Below are 24,032 nucleotides of genomic sequence, written 5' to 3'. Positions count from 1 at the left end.
CCCCCTTCCATCGTTATTTAATTTTTCGTAAGTAGCTTTCAACAAAAGCTCTAAAATCATCCTCATTGAGGTCTTTGGATGAAACTTCGTCAGGGAAATTCTCCCAATTTGTAGCATCTCTTTGTGAGAATGTTCTAAACCATTTTTTAATTGGCGTATTGTCGCGAATTTTGCTACTTGAAGAGTTCTCAGTATTATCTCTATTTTTTACTTGCAGAAGCCCCCACTCATCTTTTTCATTGTCATAATGAATAAAATCCACTGCTTTTACACTTGTTCCTGAACACCATATCCATCCAGATGGCTCTAATTTTTCAGCAAGATATCTTTCCAGAAGATCTCCAACAATATTTTCAGAAGCCATAGAGAGTCGATGTTCTTCTTTAATCCTATTGAGATTTTCTTGCGGTATATCAAAGCTTACATTAAGGACTAAACTGACAACCTCATCAGGGATAGTAGTAGGTGGCGTTGGTTTTTTCGGAAGCCGACTTTCATTGAAATTTTGAGCTAAATATTCTATATGTTCTTCTTTACCAAAGTTTTTTCTAATTTGTTTCGAACGCGGATTTGAACAACTTTCAGGAAATCTTGAAAGAAATTTAATTAAGAGCTGGAATTTTTCAGAAAGTTCAGGATTAATATTATCCATTTTCTGTTTTGCCAACTCTTCAGCATTCTCGACGAAAAACACTGCCTCTGACATCACAACCTCCTAATGTTTTAAGGCAGTATAATTCTTTAAATCATAAAGTTACAGTTAAAAAACTAGCATGGCCTATTCATTACATCAGGTGAATTATCACCTGCTTGCAAACTCAAACGGCCTGACCATATGGTTAAGATTGATATCAAGATAATCAGCCCACCACTGAAGCATGAGCCTCCGTTCATCAAGATGCTCCGCAAGATGGATGTAAGCGGCCCGAACCGTATTTCGTTCCTGATGGCTCATCTGACGCTCAACTGCATCCCTTGACCATAACCCTGATTCGACCAACGCACTACAGGCCATCGCCCTAAACCCGTGTCCGCAAACTTCCGTTTTAGTGTCGTAACCCATTGAGCGCAGGGCCTTGTTAACAGTGTTCTCACTCATCGGTCTATCTGGCTGGTGATCACCAATGAAGACCAACTCATAATCCCCACTGATTTGTTTTATCTCTTCTAATATTTTCAGTGCCTGACGGCTTAGAGGTACAAGATGAGGGCTACGCATTTTAGAACCACGATGTGAGTGCTTTACGCCCTTCAGAGGTTCTCGTTCTGCAGGTATCGTCCAAAGCGCATTTTTAAAATCGATTTCTTCCCATCTTGCAAAACGCACTTCACTTGAACGTATGAATACCAACAGTGTTAGTTTCACTGCTAATTTAGTCAACTTTCGACCTTTAAAGCATTCGATACGATCAAGCAATTCGGGAAGGCGTTCGAAATCAAGCGCTGGGCGGTGCACTCGTTTAGCTACAGCTATTGCGCCAGCCATATCTTGAGCTGGATTATAATCAAGTAGACCATTTTGTACCGCAAAACGTAGGATTGCGGTCGTTCGCTGTTGAAGACGCGAAGCTACTTCATATCGCCCACTCGCCTCTACTACCTTAATTGGAGCGAGTAGATCCCGAGTCTTCAGTTCCGAAATCTTACGTTTACCTAACGCAGAGAAAAGATTATCCACTAAGCTTTTAAGCACCCGCTCACTATGGGACTCAGACCATTTTTTGCTACAGGATGCATGCCAATCTCTTGCTACAGCCTCAAAGGTTAGTGCTCCGCTTTCTTCAATCTTGTCCTCTTTTTTCTTTTGAGAGGGATCGATACCATCAGATACCAGTTTCTTCGCGGCATCGCGCCTCTTACGAGCCTCTGCCAATGAAACCATTGGATAAACCCCTAACGCCAGCATCTTCTGTTTGCCACTAAAACGATATTGAAGACGCCAGTATTTTGAGCCATTGGGGTTAACCAACAGGTGCATCCCTTCACCATCGGTAAGTTTGAAAGGTTTGTCTGAAGGCTTAACTGTTCTGACTTTGATATCAGTAAGAGCCATAGATCCCCCTCCCCTTGTTGGTATCAATTTCAATCGAACCGAAGCTACCAACAGTTATACCATCATTTGTTGGTAGATGTTGATATACGACAGTAGACTTTAATAGACCTGAAACAAGAGGCAGAATATCTAACTTATTGATTTTATATACGTAAATAGACTTTAGTAGACGAAAAAAAAGACTTGATTGGTGCCGAAGGCCGGACTCGAACCGGCACGTATTTCTACGGTTGATTTTGAATCAACTGCGTCTACCGATTTCGCCACTTCGGCACTGAAGGGATACGGAAAACGTTTTGGATTATACCTGTCGATAGCCGCCATGCAAGCAACAGCGTGCATCAGTAGTGCTAAGTGTTGAAAAAAACAGCGCAATCCCATAAACGAGCGGTGCGGCGTCACATTTTTCAGTCATCAATGCGCGACAAACCAGCTCCCTGGCCTTCACTTCCCTGCTCCTACGACCAACACATCACAATCCCGCTCCAATTTTTCTCAAACCTATCTCACATTACACCCTCACCGCGCCAACGTTTTATCGCCGCCAACCATAAGCATTTACGCTTCCTCAAACACTCAATATAAGATTCCAGAATAATTAAAGTAATTAATTTATATATTCCATAAAAAACTATCCCATCGCTTTTTCTTATTACCGCAATCCTTAAGAATTTATTAATTACGTCAATATTTTTATAACTTTACATTAATGAAAAGTTTTGTTTTCGCTCTTTATTCCAGGATTTTCCTCAGGCGTGAAAGTTCCGGTAAATACTATTTTTACTAGTCGCTGTACGAGTCTCGATGGACATCTTCACTCGGTGAATTTACTCAGGAGAAAGACTGTGACTACCTTAAAACCTTTACTGGCGCGTAACCGCAGCTGGGCGCTGCAGAAGTGCCAGCATGACCCGGAATATTTTGAAAAACTGGTAGCCGGGCAGCGGCCACATTCGCTGTGGATTGGCTGCTCCGATAGCCGCGTTCCCGCCGAAGTGCTCACCGGCAGCCATCCCGGCGAACTCTTCGTCCACCGCAATATCGCTAACATGATTGACCCCGCCGACGACAACTTTATGAGCGTACTGCAATATGCCCTCCACTATCTCGAGGTCGAACGGGTGGTGCTCTGCGGCCACTACGGCTGCGGCGGCGTGCAGGCGGCGCTGTCGTTGCCGCAGATGCCGCTGGCCCACGAGTCCTCGGCGCTGGCCCGCCGCATCGGCTCGCTGCGCGATACCCTGCAGCGTGATATCGCTGCTCTGACGCTCACTGACACTGACGCCGACGCTGCCGAAGCGCTCAATGCCCTGGTGGAGGCCAACGTTCGCGCCCAGTTCAGCCGCCTGCTTGACTGCGACCCCGTACAGACGCTGCTCGCCAGCGGACGGCCGCTCAGCCTGCACGGCTGCGTCTACGATCTGGCATCCGGCCATCTGACCACTCTCGTCGAACACCTCTCACCTCAGGAGCATGCCCCATGAATACTCTTCGTCAGGACTCTCTCGCAGGCATTGTCGTCTTCCTTGTCGCCCTGCCGCTGTGCCTCGGCATCGCCCAGGCCAGCGGCTTACCGCCCTTTGTCGGTCTGCTAACCGGTATCATCGGCGGCCTGGTCGTCACCGCCCTCAGCCCTTCCCGCTTCGCCGTCAGCGGCCCTGCCGCCGGACTGGTCACCATCGTCGTCGCCGCCATTGAATCCCTGGGTTCCTTCTCCGTCTTCCTGATGGCGCTGGTGCTGGCCGGCGTGCTGCAGCTGCTGTTCGGCATCCTGCGGGCCGGGCGCTTTATCTCGCTGGTTCCCGCCAGCGTCATCAAAGGTATGCTGGCGGCAATCGGCATCCTGCTGATTATGCAGCAGATCCCCGTCGCGCTTGGCAGCGCAGAAGAGACCGGGCTCGTTGATATCGTGCAGGGTAACGCCACCTTCTCCCTCAGTGCTATCGCCGTCGCCCTGGGCGGCCTGCTGGTGCTATGGCTGTGGGGTTCGCCGCTTATCCGCCGGGTGACGAGCCTGCGCTGGATCCCCGGCCCGCTGATCGCTGTCCTACTCGGTTGTGCCACCACCGTATTAATGACCCAGGCCGCGCCGCAGCAGCTTGCCGCTCTGCCGCGCATTACCCTGCCGGAGTTCGGTAGCCTCGGCGATCTGCTGGGCGAGCTGGAGTCTCCTGCGTGGAGCGCGTGGCGTAATCCGTCGGTGTGGGTGGTGGCACTGACCCTCGCGCTGGTCGCCAGCCTCGAAACCTTGCTCAGCCAGGAGGCGCTGAAAAAACTGCGTCCGCAAAATCCGCCGCCTTCGCCGAACCGCGAAATGGTCGCCCAGGGCGTCGGCAACCTGCTCTCCGGCGTACTCGGGGCGATGCCGATCACCGCGGTCATCGTCCGCAGCTCGGTCAACGTCAGCAACGGCGCGCAGAGCAAACTGTCGATCTTTATCCACGGCGTGCTGCTACTGATCTGCGGACTGTGGTTTAGCGGCCTGCTGACGTTAATCCCACTCGCCAGCCTCGCCGCCGTGCTGTTGTATACCGGCTATAAGCTGGCGACGCCGCGGCTGTTCATTGAACAGTTCCGCCAGGGCGCCGCACAGTACGTCCCCTTCCTTGCCACCATTGGTGGGATTATCGGCTTCGGCATGCTGGCGGGGATCGGGATTGGTCTCGCCACCCAGGTGGCGTTCAGCATCTGGCGTAGCCATCGCCATTCACTACAGCTGGCGCGCTACGACGACCACTACGTGCTGCGCATCCAGCAGAACCTGACCTTTTTACACAATCCACATCTGCTGGCGCTGCTGGCGAAAATTCCGGAAAAGAGCGTGGTGATCGTCGAGCACGATAACGTCGGCTACCTTGACCCGGATGTGCAGGCGGTGCTGGATGATTTTGCCGAGAGCGCGCCGCAGCGCGGTATCCGCCTCAATCAGTGGCCGCTTGCCAGCCGCTGACCGTCTCCCGGGCGGCTGGTCCGCCCGGTTATCCACCCCTCCTAATGCCAAGCGACGCCTGTTGCCATGCTCTACACTTTCTTCGTTACTACGCCAACCCCAAGGAAACAAACATGAGCATCATTAAAAGTTACGCCGCCAAAGAAGCGGGCGCCGATCTGTCGCTGTGGGAGTACGATGCCGGCGAACTGTTGCCGGAAGATGTTGAAGTCGAGGTGGAGTACTGCGGGATTTGTCATTCGGACCTGTCGATGATCGATAACGAATGGGGCATGTCGAGCTACCCACTGGTCGCCGGTCACGAGGTTATTGGTCGGGTGGCGGCGCTGGGCAGCGCGGCACGGGATAAAGGGCTGAAGATTGGTCAGAAGGTCGGGATCGGCTGGACGGCGCGCAGTTGCGGCCACTGCGACGCCTGTATCAGCGGCAATCAGATCAACTGCCTGGAAGGCTCTGTGCCGACCATTATGAACCGCGGCGGCTTCGCCGATAAGCTGCGCGCCGACTGGCAATGGGTGATCCCGCTGCCGGAGAGCATCGATCTGGCTTCCGCCGGCCCGATGCTGTGCGGCGGCATCACCGTCTTCAAACCGCTGCTGACCCACCACGTTACCGCTACCAGCCGCGTCGGCGTGATTGGTATCGGCGGCCTCGGCCATATCGCGATTAAACTGCTGCGGGCGATGGGGGCGGAAGTAACCGCTTTCAGTTCCAACCCGGCGAAAGAGCAGGAAGTGCTGGCAATGGGTGCCGACCGCGTGGTGAACAGCCGCGATCCGCAGGCGTTAACCGCGCTGGCCGGTCAGTTCGATCTGATCATCAACACCGTGGCGGTGGACCTTGACTGGCAGCCGTACTTCCAGGCGCTGGCCTACGGCGGCAACTTCCACACCGTCGGCGCGGTGATGAAGCCGTTCCCGGTACCGGCCTTTACCCTTATCGGCGGCGACCGCAGCATCTCCGGCTCGGCGACCGGTAATCCGTCCGAACTGCGTAAGCTGATGAAATTCGCCGGGCGTAGCAAAGTGGCGCCAACCACCGAACTGTTCCCGATGTCGCAAATTAACGAAGCGCTGAAACACGTGCGCGAAGGCAAAGCCCGCTATCGCGCGGTACTAAAAGCCGACTTCTGATTGGTATTTACCGCCGGGCGTCCCGTGCGCCCGGCGCTTTTCTTCTTGCTTCATCAAACCGTCATCTCCCCGCCATTCCCCTGTAGTCATCGCTTCCCACAATCCGGGCTTCCATAAACGCCTGAACGAGACGCCCGTCACCATGAATAAGCGCTGGCTCCCCTGGCTGATACTGTCGCCTTCCCTGTTGTTTTTACTGCTGTTTACCTGGTTTCCGCTTGGCCGTTCGGTCTATGACAGCCTGTTTGATACCCGCATGGCCAGCGACGGCGCACAGTACGTCGGGCTGGATAACTTCGCCCGCCTGTTTGCCGACGGCGTTTTCTGGCAATCGCTGGTCAATAATCTGCTCTATATCCTGCTGACGGTGGTACCCGGCGTGACGCTCGCCCTGCTGCTGGCGGTGGCGCTGAGCGAGAATCACCGCGTCAACCGCTGGCTGCGCACCGCCTTTTTCTTCCCGATGATTATCCCGATGGTTAGCGCCGCCGCGCTGTGGCTGTTTATTTTTATGCCCGGCCTCGGCCTGCTCGATCACTATCTGGCGAAGCTATTTGGCCCTCAGAACAACAACTGGCTGGGGCGCAGCAACAGCGCGCTGCTGGCGCTGGCGCTGATTGGCGTGTGGAAATTCGCTGGCTACTACATGCTGTTTTTCCTCGCCGGGCTGCAGAGCATTCCGGCCTCAACGCGGGAAGCGGCGCTGATGGAAGGGGCCAGCCGCACCCAGGTGTTTTTTAAGGTCACGCTGCCGCTGCTGCGCCCGACGCTGAGCTTTGTTATCACCACCGCGCTGATTTACTCCATTACCCAGATTGATCACGTCGCGGTGATGACGCGCGGCGGGCCGGATAACGCCACGACCGTGCTGCTCTATTACATCCAGAATCTCGCCTGGGATACCCACGACCTTGGCAAAGCCTCCGCCGCCACCTTCCTGACGCTGGCCGGGTTGTTTGCCTTCTCGCTGATTAACCTGAAATTGCTGGAAAAAGGAGCCCACTATGAGCGCTGAAATCTCGCCGCTGATGGTCCGCTCGCCCGCCGCTTCGCGTCCGCTGTGGTTGCGCCTGCGTCGCTCGCAGCCCTTTACCCTGACGGTAATCATGTGCTGCCTGGCGCTGCTATGGGTGAGCCCGTTTATCTGGATGCTGGCGACCTCGTTCAGCGCCACCACCTTCGGCGAAGATATGGCCTCATTGCTGCCCCGTCTGCCGCTGACTCTCGATAACTTCCGCGACGCCTGGGACAGCGCCGACTGGCTGAGCCTGTACGCCAACACCCTTATCTTTACCTTCGGCACTTTCTTCGTGCAGCTACTCACCATCACCACCGCCGGCTACGTCTTCGCCTGCCACGAATTTCGCGGCAAGAAAACGCTGTTTCTGCTGTTTCTCGTCCAGCTGATGATCATGCCGGTGGTGATGATGGTGCCGAACATGCTGACTCTGAAAACCTTCGGCCTGCTCAACACTCTGACCGGCGTGATGATGCCTTACTTTACCTCGGCGTTCGGCGTGTTTCTGATGCGCCAGGCGTTCCTCGCCATCCCGAAAGAGCTGGAAGAGGCAGCGCTGATGGAGGGATGCCGCTGGTGGCAGGTGCTATTCCGCGTACTGCTGCCGATGTCCTGGCCATCGGTGCTGGCCTTCGCCACCGTCAGCATTACCTACCACTGGAACGAGTACCTGTGGCCGCTGATGATGCTTAACGATCCCGATAAGCAGGTGCTGACGGTCGGGCTGGTCTCTTTCGCCATGGGCGCTGAATCCGGCGGCCAGTGGGGCACCATCGGCGCCGGGACGCTGATGGTCTGCCTGCCGCTGATGCTGGCGTTCATCCTTTTCCAGAAACAGTTCCTGCGAAGCTTCGGCTTCTCCGGGATCAAATAAGGAGTTATTCATGCTGTTAGCGCACATTTCCGATACCCATTTCCGCAGCCGCGGCGAGAAGCTGTACGGCTTTATCGACGTCAACGCCGCCAATGCTGATGTGGTTTCTCAACTTAACGCGCTGCGCGAACGCCCGGATGCGGTGGTGGTGAGCGGCGATATCGTCAACTGCGGCCGTCCGGAGGAGTATCAGATCGCCCGCCAGATCCTCGGCAGCCTGAACTATCCGCTGTATCTCATCCCCGGCAACCACGATGATAAAGCGCTGTTTCTGGAGTACCTGCAGCCGCTGTGCCCACAGCTCGGTAGCGATGCCAATAATATGCGCTATGCGGTTGACGACTTCGCTACCCGCCTGCTGTTTATCGACTCCAGCCGCGCCGGCACTTCAAAAGGCTGGCTGACCGACGAGACCATTAGCTGGCTGGAAGCGCAGCTGTTTGACGGCGGCGACAAACCGGCAACGATCTTTATGCACCACCCGCCGCTGCCGCTGGGCAACGCGCAGATGGACCCGATTGCCTGCGAAAACGGCCACCGTCTGCTGGCGCTGGTGGAACGTTTCCCGTCGCTGACGCGCATCTTCTGCGGTCATAACCATAGCCTGACCATGACCCAGTATCGCCAGGCGCTGATCTCCACCCTCCCCGGCACCGTCCATCAGGTGCCTTACTGCCACGAAGACACTCGCCCGTATTACGATCTCTCGCCGGCTTCGTGCCTGATGCACCGCCAGGTCGGCGAGCAATGGGTGAGCTACCAGCACTCGCTGGCCCACTACGCCGGGCCGTGGCTGTACGACGAAAACATCAGTTGTCCAACGGAAGAGCGCTAACCGCCATGCTCAGTCTGCAAAACATCAGTAAACATTTCGACGGTAAACCCGCGCTCAGCGCGCTGTCGCTTGATATTCACGAAGGCGAATTTGTGGTGCTGGTCGGCCCGTCGGGCTGCGGTAAAAGCACCCTGCTGCGCCTGCTTGCCGGGCTGGAGCAGGTCAGTGAAGGCGAAATCTGGTTGCATGGTGAGAACATCACCGACACCACGCCGCGAGAACGCAATTTTGCGATGATCTTCCAGAACTATGCGTTGTTTCCACATCTCTCGGTGCGCGACAACATCACCTTCGGCATGAAGGTGCGTAAGGAAGAAAAAAGCGGCTGGCAGCCGCGGGTAGATAAAGTCGCGCAGATGCTGCAGCTGGAGGCGCTGCTCGATCGCAAACCGGCTAAGCTCTCCGGCGGCCAACGGCAGCGGGTAGCGATGGCGCGGGCGATCGTGCGTAATCCGCGGCTGTTCTTAATGGATGAACCGCTGTCCAACCTCGACGCCCGCCTGCGCAGCGAAGTCCGTGACAGCATTATGGACCTCCACCAGCAGTTGAAAACCAGTACCGTCTACGTCACCCACGATCAGACCGAGGCCATGTCGATGGCCGACCGCATCGTGGTGATGAACGGCGGCCACGTGCAACAGGTAGGACGGCCAGAATATCTGTATGCCAACCCGGCCAATCTGTTCGTGGCCGGATTTATCGGTTCGCCAGCGATGAACCTGCTATCACTTCCCTGCGTTGACGGCAACGTTCAGCTTGGCGAACTACGCCATCCGCTACCGCCGCGCCACCGCAGCCAGACCCGCGTCTGGCTGGGCATTCGCCCGGAACATATTACCGACCGCGTGGAGCAAGGCCATCTGCGCCTGCCGGGCACCGTCCTGCAACGAGAACTGATGGGAGCCGATTATCTGCTCCACGTCAGCACCCCGATCGGCACCCTGCGCTTTAGCCGCCGCCACCGTGGCACGGTACCTGAAAAAGGCGAATCGCTGATCCTCGGCTTCTCGCCTGCCGATGTGCATCTTTTTCATGCTGAGACCCAGCATAATTTACTGATGGAGACAGACCATGTTTAACCCCTTAACCGCCCTGACGGTTGGGCTCAGCCTCGCTCTGAGCGGTGCGGCGCTGGCGAAAGAGAAAATAGACTTCATGTTCCCGGCTCCGGTAGACGGCAAGCTGACGATGGAGATGACACGCGTTATTAAAGCGTTCAACGACTCGCAGCAGGATGTCGAAGTACGCGGCATCTTCACCGGCAACTATGACACCACCAAGATCAAAGCCGAATCCGCACAGAAGGCCGGACAACCGCCGGCGCTGGTGATCATGTCCGCCAACTTCACTACCGATCTGGCGCTGAAGGATGAGATCCTGCCGATGGACGAACTATTTAAATATGGCGATCAAAAGGCTGGCGATTTTCTGCAAAAGGAGTTCTGGCCCGCGATGCATAAGAACGCCCAGGTGATGGGCACCACCTATGCGATCCCGTTCCATAACTCGACACCGATCCTCTACTACAACAAGACGCTGTTCGATCGGGCGGGGATCGCGCAACCACCGCAGACCTGGGCCGAGCTGCTGTCTGATGCCAAAAAGCTGACCGATGAGAGCAAAGGCCAGTGGGGGATCATGCTGCCGTCGACCAACGACGACTACGGCGGCTGGATCTTCTCGGCGCTGGTGCGCGCCAACGGCGGTAAATATTTCAATGAAGACTATCCGGGTGAGGTTTATTACAACTCGCCGACCGCTATCGGCGCTCTGCGCTTCTGGCAGGATCTGATCTACAAAGACAAAGTGATGCCTTCCGGGGTACTGAATTCGAAGCAGATCAGCGCTTCATTCTTCTCCGGCAAACTTGGCATGGCGATGCTCAGCACCGGCGCACTGGGCTTTATGCGCGAGAACAGTAAAGATTTTGAACTCGGTGTCGCCATGCTACCAGCCAAAGAGCAGCGCGCGGTGCCGATCGGCGGCGCCAGCCTGGTGAGCTTTAAAGGCATCAACGACGCGCAGAAGAAAGCGGCCTACCAGTTCCTGACTTATCTGGTGAGCCCGCAGGTAAACGGCGCGTGGAGCCGCTTTACCGGCTACTTTTCGCCGCGTAAGGCTTCTTACGATACGCCGGAGATGAAAGCTTATCTGCAGCAGGATCCACGAGCAGCGATCGCCCTTGAACAGCTGAAGTATGCGCATCCGTGGTACTCCACCTGGGAGACCGTCGCCGTGCGTAAGGCGATGGAGAACCAGCTGGCGGCGGTGGTCAACGATGCTAAAGTAACGCCGGAAGCCGCGGTACAGGCGGCGCAGAAGGAAGCTGACGCGCTAATGAAACCTTATGTTGATAAGACTGCGCTGGGAGAAGTGAAGTAGCGCAGTTCTATAGCGGGGCGCCCGGCTTGCGGCGTAAACGCCCAAGCCGGATGACCAACCGCCCCCAGCGTAGAATGCGCCGGGGAGATTTTGCAAAGCCTTAGATTTTATCCGCCTGCGACGAAGCCCAGGATTTACGCGCGTAGGCTTTTCCCGCCGGGCTGGTATCCAGCTTCTCGCGCAGATAGTGCTCGATCTGCTCAAGGCTGCGGTTGCGCGTTTCCGGCACGCATTTGATCACGAAGATCGCGCCGAAGATGCCGATTGCCGCAAAGATAAAGAAGGTTCCGGAGAGGCCGACCCACGCTAGTAGTATCGGGAAGAACAGCGAGATCAGGAAGTTGGCAATCCACATTGAGAACACCGCCCCGCCCATAAACATCCCGCGCATCCGGGTTGGGAAAATTTCCGACAACAGCAGCCAGGTCACCGGCGACAGCGCCCCCTGCTGGAAGCTCAGGAACAGCAGCATTCCCGCCAGTACCATATAGGCGCGCAGCGCATCCGGCTGACCATTGACCGTTTCCGGCAGCAGGTAGCTCACCGCGCCGATAAACACCAGGCAGGCAGTACAGCCGAACTGGCCGATCATGGTCATCGGGCGACGACCTATCTTCCCCAGCATCCAGATGCCGACAAAGGTCATCAGCACCGAAACCACGCCGTTGGCAATGGTGGCGAACAGCGCGGCGTTATCGGTCATACCGACCGAGGTCAGCACCGTCGGCGCATAGTACATAATGGTATTGACGCCGGTAAGCTGCTGAATAACCGCCACGCCGATACCGATCATGAACAGCTTAAACAGCCAAGGGGTCATGATTTCACGAATTTTTGGCTTACCAAGATTGCGCTGCTCGTCGAGAGTTTCCGTAATCTCCATTAGCTCCCACTCGACATCATCTTTACGCCGCGTACGCTCCAGCACCCGGCGTGCTTCCGCCAGTCGGCCTTTCATCGCATACCAGCGCGGGGTATCCGGCATAAACATCATGCCAAACCACAGCAGCACGGCAGGTAGCGTCGCCACCGCCAGCATCCAGCGCCAGGTACTTTCACCGCCCCACAGCTCATGGAAGGTGGCGTTAGAAATATAGGCCAGCAGCTGTCCAGAGACGATCATCAGCTCCTGCAGCGTGACCAGTTGCCCGCGTTTATTGGCGGGCGCCATCTCAGCGATGTAAACCGGCACCGTTGCCGCCGCGCCGCCAACCGCTACGCCGAGAACCAGGCGGAAGAAAATCATCCAGTTGACGTCCGGCGCGAGGGCGGTTCCCACCGCACCGATAGCAAAGATCACCGCCAGCCAGAGGATGATTTTCTTTCTGCCTGCGGCGCTGGCCAGATGGCCAGAAAGCAGTGCGCCGAATGCGGCGCCGAACAGCAGTGAGCTGGTCACCAGCCCGGTGGTAAAGGGCGTGAGATGCAGTTCCTTACCCATAAACAGCAGGGCGCCGGAAATCACCCCGGTGTCGTAGCCAAAGAGTAAACCGCCTAAGGTCGCAATCAACGCAACGATCTTAACAAACGGCGTTGCCGGGGCGTCGCTATTCGGCCCCGACGCTTTATTGAGTGTGAGATATTGTTCCTGTGACATAGAAGACTCCAGTAACCTACCTTGTAGGGGGAAGATATGCTCTTGTCTGAATACAGAGGCCTCCTGCCTCACGGACGTGTCGTTCTCGTGTGGTTCTCTTGAGGTTTAGAAAAAGCGGGCCACGCAGCTGTGTGGCCCGAAATGCATCAACGATCAGATTCCTGCCGTTTCGCGGATGTACTTACGCGCCTTTATGGCGTATTCGAAGGGGTTCGCCAGCGCAGGGTCTTGTTCGGCTTCCACTACCATCCACCCCTTGTAGCCGTAGTCATCCAGCAACTGGAAGACCGGACGGAAATCTATTTCGCCGTCTCCCGGTACGGTAAAGGTGCCTTTCTTGACGCCGTCGAGGAATGAGAGCCCTTCGCGACGCACCTGCTCAATCACCGCAGGGCGGACGTCTTTCAGATGCACGTGGTTAATGCGCGGCAGATATTTTTTCAGGATCGCCAGCATCGGCGCCTCGCCGCCCTCTGAATACCAGGCGTGACCGGTGTCGTAGAGCAGGAAGACGCGTTCGTCCACCAGCGACATAAACTTGTCAATCTCCGCGGTAGTCTGAATGCCGGTGCCCATATGGTGGTGTAGGCAAACCTGCATCCCCTTCTCTGCCGCCAGCTTGCCAAGCGCGTTATAACCTTCAGCTACCCGCTGCCACTCTTCGTCGCTAAAGCACGGTTTTACATCGCCGAGAATCGGTTTATCGAGCCCCTGGATACTGCCGCTTTGTTCAGAGCAGCCAATCACCTTCGCGCCCATCGCATGGAGGAAATTCATGTGGTTAACGAATTCATCGATGGTTTTTTCTCTTTGGCCATTCGCGAAGAAGGTGCTGAACCAGGCGTTGCAAATCTGCATGCCGCGAATATCCAGCATCGGCTTCAGCACCGCCGGATCGCGCGGATATTTGCTGCCGACTTCGCTGCCGGTAAACCCGGCCAGCGCCATTTCGCTGACCGTTTGCTGGAAGGTGTTTTCGCTCCCCAGCTCAGGCATATCGTCGTTAGTCCAACCGATAGGGGCGATAGCCAGTTTGACGTTGTCTTTGTTCATTTTGATGCTCCTGCCGCCGCGCCTTACCGGCGCAGCAGTTCACGTTCGATAAGTTCACGCGTTTCCACGGCCTGGTATTTCATCTTTTCCGGGTAACCAAACAGCGAGGTGCAGACGATCGGTTCACCGCCAACTTTGAAGGTCTGTTCAGCGAAGCGCATATCGCGCAGGGTGCGGAACAGAGCATCGAAATCGACATCCCCCTCGCCGACGCCGACGTGCTGATGTACGGCGGCGTCAACGCCCGGCGGATTAACGATATAGCGGCAGTGTTTGGTGTGATTGCGGGTATCGGCAATCAGCACGTGCGACAGGTCCTGACCGGCATAGCGCAGCATCTTCTCGACTTCACCTTTACCTTTGTCGTAGAAGAAGGTGTGCGGCACGCTGTAGACGTACTTCACGTTGTCGCTACGGAAGGACTTCACGATATCCACCGTCTCGTTGTTTTCTTCGCAGAAGTCCCACGGGTGGGCCTGGATTTCGACGCGGATACCTTCACGTTCGAATATCGGCAGTAATTCTTCCATCGAGCGGTAGAACATTTCTTCGCAAATTTCCGGCTGGTTAGGATCGCCAGAAAATTCGGTGTTGATAACCTGCACGCCCATCTCTACCGCTACTTCGATGAGCCGCTTCCAGTTCTTCACCGCCGCCTGACGGCGCAGCTCATCCGGGCCGGACCAGCGATAAACGCAGATGAACGAGGAGAGTTCAACGCCGTTGTCACGCAGCGCCTGCTTATACTCGGCCATGATCTCCCGGCTGGCGCGCGGATGTTTGTAGAATGGGTTAATCTGCGGGTGCGGCGACTGTTCAATGTATTTGTAGCCCCACTCCGCCACCTGCTGAACCATTCTGGTGATCCCGAGATCGCGAATCACATCGACATCAAAAGCAATTTTCATCGTCGTTACCTGTTTGAAACGTTACGTCGGTGAAGGAGGATTTAGCGTTGGTAGAATGCCGGGCACTCAGGTAGCGATACTGCTACCGGTTCGTTGCACTCTTGCGCCTTCAGACAGGCGTCGGCGGCAACCGATGCCGCATAGCCGTCCCAGGCTGAGGGGCCCTGCAGCTTGCCGGCTTTCACATCATTGATAAATGCCTGCAGTTCGACGTCGTAGGCTTTGATGAAACGGTCTTTCCAGTCGGTAAGGATGGCTGTCGACAGGCTGGCGGCTTTACGCATCTCCACCGCCGACGGTTCCGGCAGGCGCGCAATGCCCGTTTCGCCAACGACTTCGCACTGGATGTCGTAGCCGTACTGGCAATTTACGAAGACTTCGACGTCGATCAGGGTGCCCTTTTTCGTTTCAAACGAGACGATCTGTGGGTCTTTCAGCCGCGCATGGGTATGGGAGGTCGAGCGCGGGAAGCGTACCTGTACGGAGCGGTAGTCGTCATTTAGCAGCCAGCGCAGCACGTCCAGCTCGTGGATCAGGGTGTTGGTGATCGCCATATCGGTGGTGTAGTTCTCGCCGACCGACTGGTTGCGGTGGGCGCAGCGCAGCATCAGCGGCGCGCCGATATCGCCGTCATCAATGACTTTCTTCAGCGCCAGATAGCCTTCATCGTACGGGCGCATAAAGCCGACCTGCACCAGGCGACGCCCGGCTTTCATTTCAGCATCAACGATGCGGCGGCAGCCTTCCGCGCTCATCGCCAACGGCTTTTCGCAAAAGACGGGCTTACCGGCCTCAATAGCCGCCAGGGTGTACTCTTCATGGGTTGGATCCCAGGAGGTCACCAGCACGGCGTCAACGTCGCTGGCTTTAATCACATCATGACCGTCGGCGTAGACTTCCGCCTGCACGCCCGGCAGCGCTACTGCCGCACGGGCGTTATCGGCGTTGATATCGGAAACGGCGACCACGGTCGCCCCCTGTAGGACCTGGGTGCAGCGACGGATATGTTCTTTACCGATGGCGCCTGCGCCGATGACACCTAATTTGAGTGACATGATGGTTCTCTCCGTAGTTCTGTAGGGTTCAGGGTTCGTGTTCTTTGTTAGTAATCCCGCGCCTGGGCGCGTTTTTCATTAATCATTTCAGCGACTTTACGGATACGTTCCGACAGCGCCGTCTGCGCCACGCCAACGTTCCACCAGCTACCGTATTTGTGGACCATGGTTTTCGGCAGTACTTTAATGTCGATAAGCGTGCTGACGGTTTCACGGCGAGCGGCATCCAGCGCGTGGCGAAGCTCATCGAGGGTGGTGACCCGCCAGGTCTTGCAGCCGTAGCCGGAAGCAATCGTGGCGAAATCTACCGGTACCAGCCCGCCCTGCAGCTGGCCGTTTTCCGCCGAGCGGTAGCGGAACTCGGTGCCAAAGCTATCCATACCGTGTTCCAGCTGCAGGTTGTTGATGCAGCCGTTCGCCATGTTGTCGAGCAGGATGACGTTGATCTTCGCCCGCTCCTGCAGGGAGGTGACCAGCTCAGAGTGCAGCATCATGAAGGAGCCATCGCCGACCAGCGAATAGACTTCGCTCTGCGGCTGCGCCAGCTTAACGCCGAGGGCGGCGTTGACCTCATAGCCCATGCACGAGTAGCCGTACTCGACGTGATAGGTATTCGGCGCGCGGTTGCGCCAGACGCGTTGTAAATCCCCCGGCAGGCTGCCCGCCGCCGCCACAATGACCGCATCCGCCGCCAGCGACTCGTTCAGCAAGCCAAGAACGCTGCTTTGCGTCAGGGTAGAATCCGTGATTTGACGGAATTCGCGATATACCGATTCACGGTCAATATGGTCATCAATTTCTGGTACGAAATCCGTTTCCTGCCAGACCGCCCGGTAGACGCGCTGGGTCTCTTTCATCTGCCGGCTCTGGACGCTTGCAATCTGCGCGCCCCATTCTGCCTGCCAGGGCTCGTTAGACAGCGCAGCGCTGAGCGCGCTGAGCGCCTCGCGGGCGTCCGCCAGCATTGGGATGCCGTCCAGCTTCCAGGCATCAAAATTACTGACGTTAACGTTAAGAAAGCGCACGCCCGGGGATTGGAATATCCATTTCGAGGAGGTGGTAAAATCGCTAAAACGCGTGCCGATACCGATGACCAGATCGGCTTCTTTCGCCAACAGGTTGGCAGCCAGACAGCCCGTTTCGCCAACGCCGCCGACGTTCAGCGGATGCGATGAAACCACCGTGCCCTTTCCGGCCTGCGTTTCCGCAAACGGGATGTCGTAACGTTCGGCGAAGCTCACCAGCGCTTCGCCTGCCGCGGAATATTTCACGCCGCCGCCGCAGACGATGAGCGGTTTGCGGCTGGCTTTAATTGCCGCTACCGCATCCGCCAGCTGCGCCGCGCTTGGCGGACGGCGATCCAGCCGGTGGACGCGGCGGGCAAAAAAGGACTCGGGATAATCCCAGGCTTCACCCTGCACGTCCTGCGGCAGACACAAGGTAACGGCGCCGGTTTCCGCCGGATCCGTCAGCACGCGCATGGCATTAATGCAGGCACTCATTAGCTGTTCCGGGCGGGTAATACGATCCCAGTACTTACTCACCGCACGAAATGCGTCGTTAGTCGTGATACTCAGATCGTGGCTCTGTTCGATTTGCTGCAGTACCGGGTCCGGCTGGCGGGTGGCAAATACATCGCCCGGCAGTAATAACAGCGGGATACGGTTGGCCGTAGCCGTCGCCGCGGCGGTGATCATGTTGGCCGCCCCGGGACCGATGGAAGAAGTGCAGGCAATGATCTGCCGGCGCAGTGATTGACGGGCAAAGCCGGTGGCCGCATGGGCCATGCCTTGTTCATTACGCCCCTGGTAAACCCGCAGTTCGCCGCTGTTCTCTTCCAGCGCCTGGCCTAAGCCCAACACGTTGCCGTGACCAAAAATAGCGAAAATCCCTTTCACGAATTTCTGCGCTTCGCCGTCCACCTCCAGATACTGGTTATCAAGGAACTTAACCAGCGCCTGCGCCATTGTCAGTCTCAGTTTGCCCATGTTGCCTAATCCTTATCGTTCAGTATTTGTCGTGTGAGTTAGCGCTTTGCTCGCCAAAGAAGATGGCGTAGGTGCGGGAAAGCCGTTAACGTCCACTGGAATATTTTTGGATTATAGGCAAACATTTTTTTCATTAAACACAAATACAGAAAAAATGTTTCATTTTGCGAGAAGGATCAAACTCTCTACCCATTTCACACGTTTCACTTACATCTCCTTCGCGAGCAGGTTTCCAAACAAAAGAAGAAAAACAAGATTATCTACATGAAAATTATGGATAATATTGATATTAAAAAAAGGAGAACATGGGTAAGCGGGACGCAGACAGCATGTATGGGTGGGCAGCTGCGTACCCGCGCAGAGTGGTAGATCCTTCACACTTTTGGTTTTTTAATTTCGATTAGATTTGAAAATGAAATATTTATTTCTCAAACTAGAGATAACTAATAACCATCAGGCTGTTCACGGCAGACTGTCACTCATGCGACCTTCTCCTGGCAGCAGATTTGCAAAAGGAAACCCAAGCGATGAATGCAGCAGTTAAGCGGCTCGACGTCATCTGTATTGGCCGGGTGGCCGTCGATCTCTACGCCCAGCAGATAGGGGCAAGGTTGGAAGATGTGGCCAGTTTCGCCAAGTATCTCGGCGGTTCCTCGGGCAACGTCGCCTTTGGTACCGCGATTCAGGGATTAAAATCGGCGATGCTGGCGCGGGTTGGCGATGAGCACAACGGCCGGTTTCTGCGTGAAACCCTCCGCCGCGCAGGTGTCGATACCGAATATCTGATCACGGATAAAGAACGGCTGACCGCGTTGGTGATGCTGGGCATTAAGGATCAGGATACCTTCCCGCTGATTTTCTACCGCGACAACTGCGCCGATATGGCGCTGACGCCTGACGATATCAATGAGGAGTACATCGCCTCTTCACGCGCTCTGGCGGTGACCGGCACCCACCTTTCACACGCCAATACCCGCGATGCGGTACTGAAGGCGCTGGAATACGCCCGCCGCCACGGCCTGCGTACCGCGCTGGATATCGATTACCGTCCGGTGCTGTGGGGGCTTACTTCGCTGGGCGACGGTGAAACGCGTTTCATTGAGTCGGGTCCGGTGACCCGTCAGTTGCAGGAAGTTCTGCACCTGTTCGATTTAGTCGTCGGCACTGAAGAGGAGTTTCATATCGCCGGCGGCAGCACCGATACCCTCACCGCGCTGAAAAACGTTCGCCATGCCACCAAAGCGACGCTGGTCTGCAAGCGCGGGCCGATGGGCTGCGTGGTGCTGGAGGGCGCCATCCCGGATAGCTGGGACGAAGTGCCGTTGCAGCAAGGCGTTCGCGTCGAAGTACTCAACGTGCTCGGTGCCGGCGATGCTTTTATGTCCGGGCTACTGCGCGGCTGGCTTAACGATGAGGGCTGGGAGCAGGCCTGCCGCTACGCCAACGCCTGCGGCGCCTTAGTGGTTTCGCGCCACGGCTGCGCGCCGGCGATGCCGACAAAAGTAGAGCTTGATGATTATTTATCGCGGGCCGATGCCGTTCCGCGTCCGGATATCGACGCGCGGTTAAATCATTTGCACCGGGTGACCAGCCGGCGCCAGCCGTGGCCGGAACTGTGTATCTTCGCCTTTGACCATCGTAAACAGCTGGCGGATCTGGCATTAGAAACCGGGCGCGACCCGGCCTGTATTCCCGAACTCAAACTGCTGCTGTTGGCCGCCGCCGAGGCGGCCGCCACAGAGGCCGGGCTGGATCGGCGCAGCGGCATCCTCGCCGATGGTACCTATGGTCAACGTTCACTTAACGCCATTACCGGTAAAGGCTGGTGGATCGGTCGGCCGATAGAGCTTCCCAGCTCGCGTCCGCTACGTCTTGAACATGGTAATATTGGCTCACAGCTGATCGACTGGCCGCTTGAGCACGTCGTCAAATGCCTGGTCTTTTACCACCCGGATGACCCGGCGGCGCTGCGCGCCGAGCAGGATGCGCTGCTGCTGGAAGTCTGGCAGGCCTGCAATAAGTCCGGGCACGAGCTGCTATTGGAAGTGATCCTGCCGGAGAACGGACCGGACAAAGATGAACGCCACTACCACACTATGCTGGAGCACTTCTATCAGTTGGGCATCCAGCCGGACTGGTGGAAGCTGCCGCCGCTGGCCAGCGCCCAGTGGGAGCGGATCTCAGCGCTTATCGAGCGCGAAGATCCGTGGTGCCGGGGCATCCTGCTCCTCGGGCTGGATGCCCCATCGGATCGATTGCGTTCAGGTTTCGCCGAAGCGGCCGGGCACCCGATGATCAAGGGTTTTGCCGTCGGCCGAACCATCTTTGGTCAACCTTCGCGCCGCTGGATGCAGGGCGAACTGGATGACTCAGCGCTAATCGATGAAGTGAAACGCAACTATCTACGGCTCATCGGCTACTGGCGCGAAGCGCGCGGCTAACCTCCTTCAGGCCCGCCTTTTCCTTGAAAGCGGCGGGCCTGCGGTTTCTTCGTGAAATGAATCGCGTATTTCATCGCAAAAAATGAAAAATTCGCTTCATTTGGTACACTGGAAGCCATATTCCTTCCATTTTCTCAGAGCGCAACTTATGGCTAATAATCCGACCCAACTGACCATCCTGCAGGATGAAATCAGACGGCGCTACGACACGCTCAGCAAACGTCTGAAGCAGGTGGCGCGCTATATACTGGATAACAGTAATAGCGTTGCTTTCGATACTGTAGCCTCCATTGCGCAACAGGCTGACGTTCCGCCCTCAACGCTGATTCGCTTCGCTAACGCCTTTGGCTTCAGCGGCTTTAACGAAATGAAGCAGATGTTCAGGCAGCATCTGATGGAAGAGACCGCCAACTACACCGAGCGCGCACGTCTGTTCCGCCAGACTACTAACGACGAAACAACGCCGCCGGAAACGCCGACGGAAATCCTCAACATGTTCAGCATGGTCAATACCCAGGCGCTGCAGCAACTGGCAATGCAGACCTCCGGCGAAGACCTCAACCGGGCGGTAGATTTACTGGCGGATGCGGAAAATATCTATGTTATCGGTCTGCGTCGCTCGTTCAGCGTCGCCTCTTACCTGACCTACGCACTGCGCCATCTGGATCGCAAAGCCTTCCTGATCGACGGCCTCGGCGGGATGTTCACCGAGCAGCTCAGTCTGGTGGGGCCGAAGGATGTGGTCGTGGCGGTGAGCTTCTCGCCTTATGCCCGTGAAGTGGTGGAGCTGGTTGAGCTTGGCGCCCAGCGCAAGGCGCGACAAATCGCCATTACCGATAGCCAGGTAAGCCCGCTTGCCGCCTTCAGTGATGTGTGCTTTGTGGTGCGTGAAGCGCAGGTCGATGGTTTCCGTTCACAGGTGGCCTCGCTGTGCCTGGCGCAGACGCTGGCGGTATCGCTGGCATTGAATAGCAGCAAAGAGCCGCAGCAGCACCGCGCCTGATTGCCCGTTGCGCTAGCGGTAAACAGGGGCAATCAATAGACAAAAAAGCCGGGGACATCCCCGGCTTTTCTCGTATATCGCACGCTATGAATAGCGATCGCTGTTGATCCAGGCGTGATCGTCTTCCCAGGTAAATAGCCACTTACGATCCGGCCCCGCCATCACGTTCAGATAGTAGCTGTTGTAACCGGCGATCGCCGCTACCGGATGGTAGCCGCGCGGCACCATCACCACATCATGGTTATAGGGCGCCATACAGGCATCCAGGCTGCGGTCATCGGTGTACACTCGCTGAAAGGCAAAACCTTGCGGCGGATCGAAACGGTGGTAATAGGTTTCTTCCAGCTGGGTTTCCTGCCCCGGCAGCGCGGTATCGTGCTTATGCGATGGCCAGGAGCTGGTCGCCCCTTCTTCGGTGTAGACTTCCACTACCAACAGGCAATCCGCCTGCGCATTATCCGGCAGAATATTATGTACCAGCCGCTGGTTACGCCCTTTACCGCGATGCTCTACGCCAACATCCTCAGGCCGTATCACTCGCGCCGGGAAGCTGCCTTTGCCCGGCGCGCTGCAAACCGCCAGCTCAAGATCGGAATCTGCAGTGACCTCGACCTTATCGTGCGGCGGCACATAGACCGACCACGGCGGCGTACGCTCGAATGGCGACATGCGTTTACCGAGGTCGGGAAAATCGGCGTGCTGAGTTTTGATCGAGGCCAGCCCGGAGACCAGAACCAGACATAGCTCACGATCACCGCTTTCCAGGGTCACGGTTTGCCCCTGTTTTAACATCCAGACATCAAAGCCAATATACTGCCACCCCGCGCTCTGCGGGGTGATGTGCTGGATATGTCCCTCTTTTTGCGCTTTAGCCAATAACGACATAGCGTTCTCCTTCGCCGATTAACCTAACGTCGGCATACTGAATTCAGATACGGTTTGCTGCCCCTGCGGCCAGCGCACGGTGGCAGTTTTCATACGGGTATAGAAGCGAACGCCGTCAGGCCCGTGGACGTTCAGCGCGCCAAATACCGAGCGCTTCCAGCCGCCAAAGCTATGGAAGGCCATTGGTACTGGCACCGGTACGTTGACGCCAACCATGCCGGCCTGTACATCATGAACGAACTCGCGGGCGGTATGGCCATTGCTGGTAAAGACGGCGCTGCCGTTACCAAATTCATGGCTGTTAACCAGCGCCAGCGCGCTTTGGTAATCAGCAACGCGGACGATCCCCAGCACCGGGCCAAAAATCTCTTCACGCCAGATGGTCATTTCCGGAGTGACATGGTCAAACAGCGTACCGCCAACGTAATATCCGTCCTCATGCCCGGCCACGCGCAGCCTGCGGCCATCCACCACCAACGACGCCCCTTCGCTGACGCCCTTATCAATATAGCCGAGTACTTTTTTCTGATGCGCTTCGGATACCACCGGCCCCATTTCGTTTTCGTCTTTGCCGCGCAGGCAACCAGGTCCCACTTTCAACGACTCGACTAATGGTTTCAGGCGGGCAATGAGCTTATCTGCGGTCTCGTCACCGACGGCCACCACTACCGGCAGGGCCATACAGCGCTCGCCTGCGGAACCATACGCACCACCCATGATGGCATTCACGGTCGCATCAAGATCGGCGTCCGGCATCACGATGGCATGGTTTTTCGCCGCGCCAAACGCCTGGACGCGTTTTCCGTGAGCGCTGGCGGTTTTATAGATATATTCCGCTACGCCAGAGGAGCCGACAAAGCTGACGGCGGCCACACGCGGGTCGGTATAAAGCTGTTCGGCATCTTCATTGCTGCAATGAATGACGTTAAAAACGCCGTCCGGCAGACCGGCTTCTTTCAGTAATTCAGCCATGCGTACCGCCGCGGTCGGCGCCAGCGCCGGTGGTTTCAGCACGAAGCTGTTGCCGCAGGCCAGCGCGATGGGGAACATCCACATCGGCACCATAGCCGGGAAATTAAACGGCGTTATCCCCGCCACCACGCCCAGCGGCTGCATGAGCGAATAGCTGTCGACGCCAGTACCTACGTCGGAAGAAAACTCACCTTTAATAAGATGCGGAATGCCGCAGGCAAACTCAACCACTTCCATGCCGCGAGTCAGCTCGCCCAACGCATCGGACCACACTTTGCCGTGCTCGCTAACGATAATTCCAGCCAGTTCATCGACGTGCTGTTCGAGCAGCATTTTAAAATTGAACAGCACGCGGGCGCGGCGCAGCGGCGTGGTACGGGACCAGCTGTCAAAAGCGTCGCGAGCGACCTGGATTGCGTCGGAAACCTCCTGCGCAGTGGAAAGCGTGACTTCGCGAACCACATCGCCAGTGGCCGGGTCGTACACCGGCATCGTTTCCCGGCTGCTGCTGGTTACCGTTTTCCCACCAATAAAGTTACCTGTGATAGTCATCTTCTCGCCTCATAGTGTAGAAGGCCGTTCAAGTTACGGCCCGTCGCTGATTGTGCTGTGCTATAACCGTAGTAAAATGAAATTTATATTTCAATAAACAGATAAAATGAAATTCCACTTTGGTGATAGCTGTCGCATTTTTCAGCAAGCCTCTCTCTACATGATTTCATATCGCAGCGGTAGTAAAGGTGAGATTTTCTGCGGTTGACGTTGATGTAAACTATGAAATAGCGCAGCAACTATTTTGCGATCGTGCTCAAACAACCATCATTTCATCCATTGCCAACGATGAAATAAACATTTTAACTATCAGGCAAGCGAACTAAACCAGTC

At 56.2% G+C, this 24,032-nt stretch carries 20 protein-coding genes and 1 tRNA gene; 10 read left to right on the top strand and 11 right to left on the bottom strand.

The window, feature by feature from the left end; genetic code table 11:
• Positions 1-13 precede the first annotated feature (13 nt).
• From ABLV07_RS18870 to ABLV07_RS18860, 3 genes are all read right to left on the bottom strand, one after another.
• The gene (locus ABLV07_RS18870) at positions 14-706 is read right to left on the bottom strand and encodes a SinI family restriction endonuclease (RefSeq protein WP_079919771.1); all 693 of its coding nucleotides are present in this window, start codon (positions 704-706) and stop codon (positions 14-16) included.
• Between the two features lie 96 nt (positions 707-802).
• Complete coding sequence (locus ABLV07_RS18865; protein ID WP_079919773.1) at positions 803-2,053, bottom strand: integrase arm-type DNA-binding domain-containing protein; 1,251 nt, start codon at positions 2,051-2,053, stop codon at positions 803-805.
• Between the two features lie 188 nt (positions 2,054-2,241).
• Positions 2,242-2,326, bottom strand: a tRNA-Leu gene (locus ABLV07_RS18860).
• A 572-nt stretch (positions 2,327-2,898) separates the two neighbouring features.
• Here ABLV07_RS18860 and ABLV07_RS18855 point away from each other — a divergent pair.
• From ABLV07_RS18855 to ABLV07_RS18820, 8 genes are all read left to right on the top strand, one after another.
• Positions 2,899-3,537 carry a carbonic anhydrase gene (locus ABLV07_RS18855; RefSeq protein ID WP_058655185.1) on the top strand — a complete coding sequence of 213 codons (639 nt, stop codon included), beginning with the start codon at positions 2,899-2,901 and terminating at the stop codon, positions 3,535-3,537.
• Positions 3,534-5,003: a SulP family inorganic anion transporter gene (locus ABLV07_RS18850; protein ID WP_348853686.1), complete on the top strand. Its 1,470-nt coding sequence runs from the start codon at positions 3,534-3,536 to the stop codon at positions 5,001-5,003. Before ABLV07_RS18855 ends, ABLV07_RS18850 begins: the two co-directional genes overlap by 4 nt.
• Before the next feature lie 113 nt (positions 5,004-5,116).
• Positions 5,117-6,136, top strand: coding sequence for an NAD(P)-dependent alcohol dehydrogenase (locus ABLV07_RS18845; RefSeq protein ID WP_015368523.1), 1,020 nt, complete (start codon positions 5,117-5,119; stop codon positions 6,134-6,136).
• Between the two features lie 142 nt (positions 6,137-6,278).
• Entirely contained in the window at positions 6,279-7,151 is an 873-nt protein-coding gene (locus ABLV07_RS18840) for a sugar ABC transporter permease (protein ID WP_015368525.1), read from the top strand.
• Entirely contained in the window at positions 7,141-8,028 is an 888-nt protein-coding gene (locus tag ABLV07_RS18835; protein WP_015704228.1) for a carbohydrate ABC transporter permease, read from the top strand. The genes ABLV07_RS18840 and ABLV07_RS18835 overlap by 11 nt, the downstream gene beginning before the upstream one ends.
• Before the next feature lie 10 nt (positions 8,029-8,038).
• On the top strand, positions 8,039-8,863 hold the full coding sequence (locus tag ABLV07_RS18830; RefSeq protein WP_015704227.1) for a phosphodiesterase: 825 nt from the start codon (positions 8,039-8,041) through the stop codon (positions 8,861-8,863).
• A 5-nt stretch (positions 8,864-8,868) separates the two neighbouring features.
• Positions 8,869-9,942: an ABC transporter ATP-binding protein gene (locus ABLV07_RS18825; protein ID WP_015704226.1), complete on the top strand. Its 1,074-nt coding sequence runs from the start codon at positions 8,869-8,871 to the stop codon at positions 9,940-9,942.
• Positions 9,935-11,245, top strand: a complete 1,311-nt coding sequence (locus ABLV07_RS18820) for an ABC transporter substrate-binding protein (RefSeq protein WP_015704225.1) — start codon at positions 9,935-9,937, stop codon at positions 11,243-11,245. Before ABLV07_RS18825 ends, ABLV07_RS18820 begins: the two co-directional genes overlap by 8 nt.
• Positions 11,246-11,345: 100 nt before the next feature.
• Here the strand turns inward: ABLV07_RS18820 and ABLV07_RS18815 are convergent, their stop codons facing one another.
• From ABLV07_RS18815 to iolD, 5 genes are all read right to left on the bottom strand, one after another.
• A complete protein-coding gene (locus tag ABLV07_RS18815; protein ID WP_015704224.1) occupies positions 11,346-12,842 on the bottom strand; it encodes a sugar porter family MFS transporter in 1,497 nt (498 codons plus the stop codon).
• Positions 12,843-12,995: 153 nt separating this feature from the next.
• Positions 12,996-13,895, bottom strand: a complete 900-nt coding sequence (gene iolE / locus ABLV07_RS18810) for a myo-inosose-2 dehydratase (RefSeq protein WP_348853690.1) — start codon at positions 13,893-13,895, stop codon at positions 12,996-12,998.
• Between the two features lie 23 nt (positions 13,896-13,918).
• A complete protein-coding gene (locus tag ABLV07_RS18805; RefSeq protein WP_015368532.1) occupies positions 13,919-14,803 on the bottom strand; it encodes a sugar phosphate isomerase/epimerase in 885 nt (294 codons plus the stop codon).
• A 41-nt stretch (positions 14,804-14,844) separates the two neighbouring features.
• On the bottom strand, positions 14,845-15,858 hold the full coding sequence (locus ABLV07_RS18800) for a Gfo/Idh/MocA family oxidoreductase (RefSeq protein ID WP_015704222.1): 1,014 nt from the start codon (positions 15,856-15,858) through the stop codon (positions 14,845-14,847).
• A gap of 47 nt (positions 15,859-15,905) precedes the next feature.
• Positions 15,906-17,846 (bottom strand): 3D-(3,5/4)-trihydroxycyclohexane-1,2-dione acylhydrolase (decyclizing), encoded by a 1,941-nt coding sequence (gene iolD / locus ABLV07_RS18795; RefSeq protein WP_348853692.1) that lies wholly within the window; start codon positions 17,844-17,846, stop codon positions 15,906-15,908.
• Positions 17,847-18,373: 527 nt separating this feature from the next.
• On the opposite strand from iolD, the gene iolC reads away from it, so the two are divergent.
• On the top strand, positions 18,374-20,287 hold the full coding sequence (gene iolC / locus ABLV07_RS18790; RefSeq protein WP_047076909.1) for a 5-dehydro-2-deoxygluconokinase: 1,914 nt from the start codon (positions 18,374-18,376) through the stop codon (positions 20,285-20,287).
• Here the strand turns inward: iolC and ABLV07_RS18785 are convergent.
• Positions 20,284-20,406: a hypothetical protein gene (locus tag ABLV07_RS18785; RefSeq protein WP_257880794.1), complete on the bottom strand. Its 123-nt coding sequence runs from the start codon at positions 20,404-20,406 to the stop codon at positions 20,284-20,286. The genes iolC and ABLV07_RS18785 overlap by 4 nt on opposite strands.
• Positions 20,407-20,435: 29 nt before the next feature.
• Here ABLV07_RS18785 and ABLV07_RS18780 point away from each other — a divergent pair, with 29 nt between their 5' ends.
• Positions 20,436-21,290 carry a MurR/RpiR family transcriptional regulator gene (locus tag ABLV07_RS18780; protein WP_015368536.1) on the top strand — a complete coding sequence of 285 codons (855 nt, stop codon included), beginning with the start codon at positions 20,436-20,438 and terminating at the stop codon, positions 21,288-21,290.
• 84 nt (positions 21,291-21,374) lie between these two features.
• Here the strand turns inward: ABLV07_RS18780 and iolB are convergent, their stop codons facing one another.
• Both iolB and ABLV07_RS18770 read right to left on the bottom strand, forming a co-directional pair.
• Positions 21,375-22,175 carry a 5-deoxy-glucuronate isomerase gene (gene iolB / locus ABLV07_RS18775; protein ID WP_032713569.1) on the bottom strand — a complete coding sequence of 267 codons (801 nt, stop codon included), beginning with the start codon at positions 22,173-22,175 and terminating at the stop codon, positions 21,375-21,377.
• Positions 22,176-22,193: 18 nt separating this feature from the next.
• Positions 22,194-23,699, bottom strand: a complete 1,506-nt coding sequence (locus ABLV07_RS18770) for a CoA-acylating methylmalonate-semialdehyde dehydrogenase (protein ID WP_032713568.1) — start codon at positions 23,697-23,699, stop codon at positions 22,194-22,196.
• Between the last annotated feature and the right edge of the window lie 333 nt (positions 23,700-24,032).

Source organism: Klebsiella sp. CN_Kp097, assembly GCF_040064495.1.
GTDB classification, from domain to species: domain Bacteria; phylum Pseudomonadota; class Gammaproteobacteria; order Enterobacterales; family Enterobacteriaceae; genus Klebsiella; species Klebsiella aerogenes.
The sequence above is the reverse complement of the archived record's forward strand: the minus strand, read 5'-3'. Positions and strand labels throughout refer to the sequence as shown.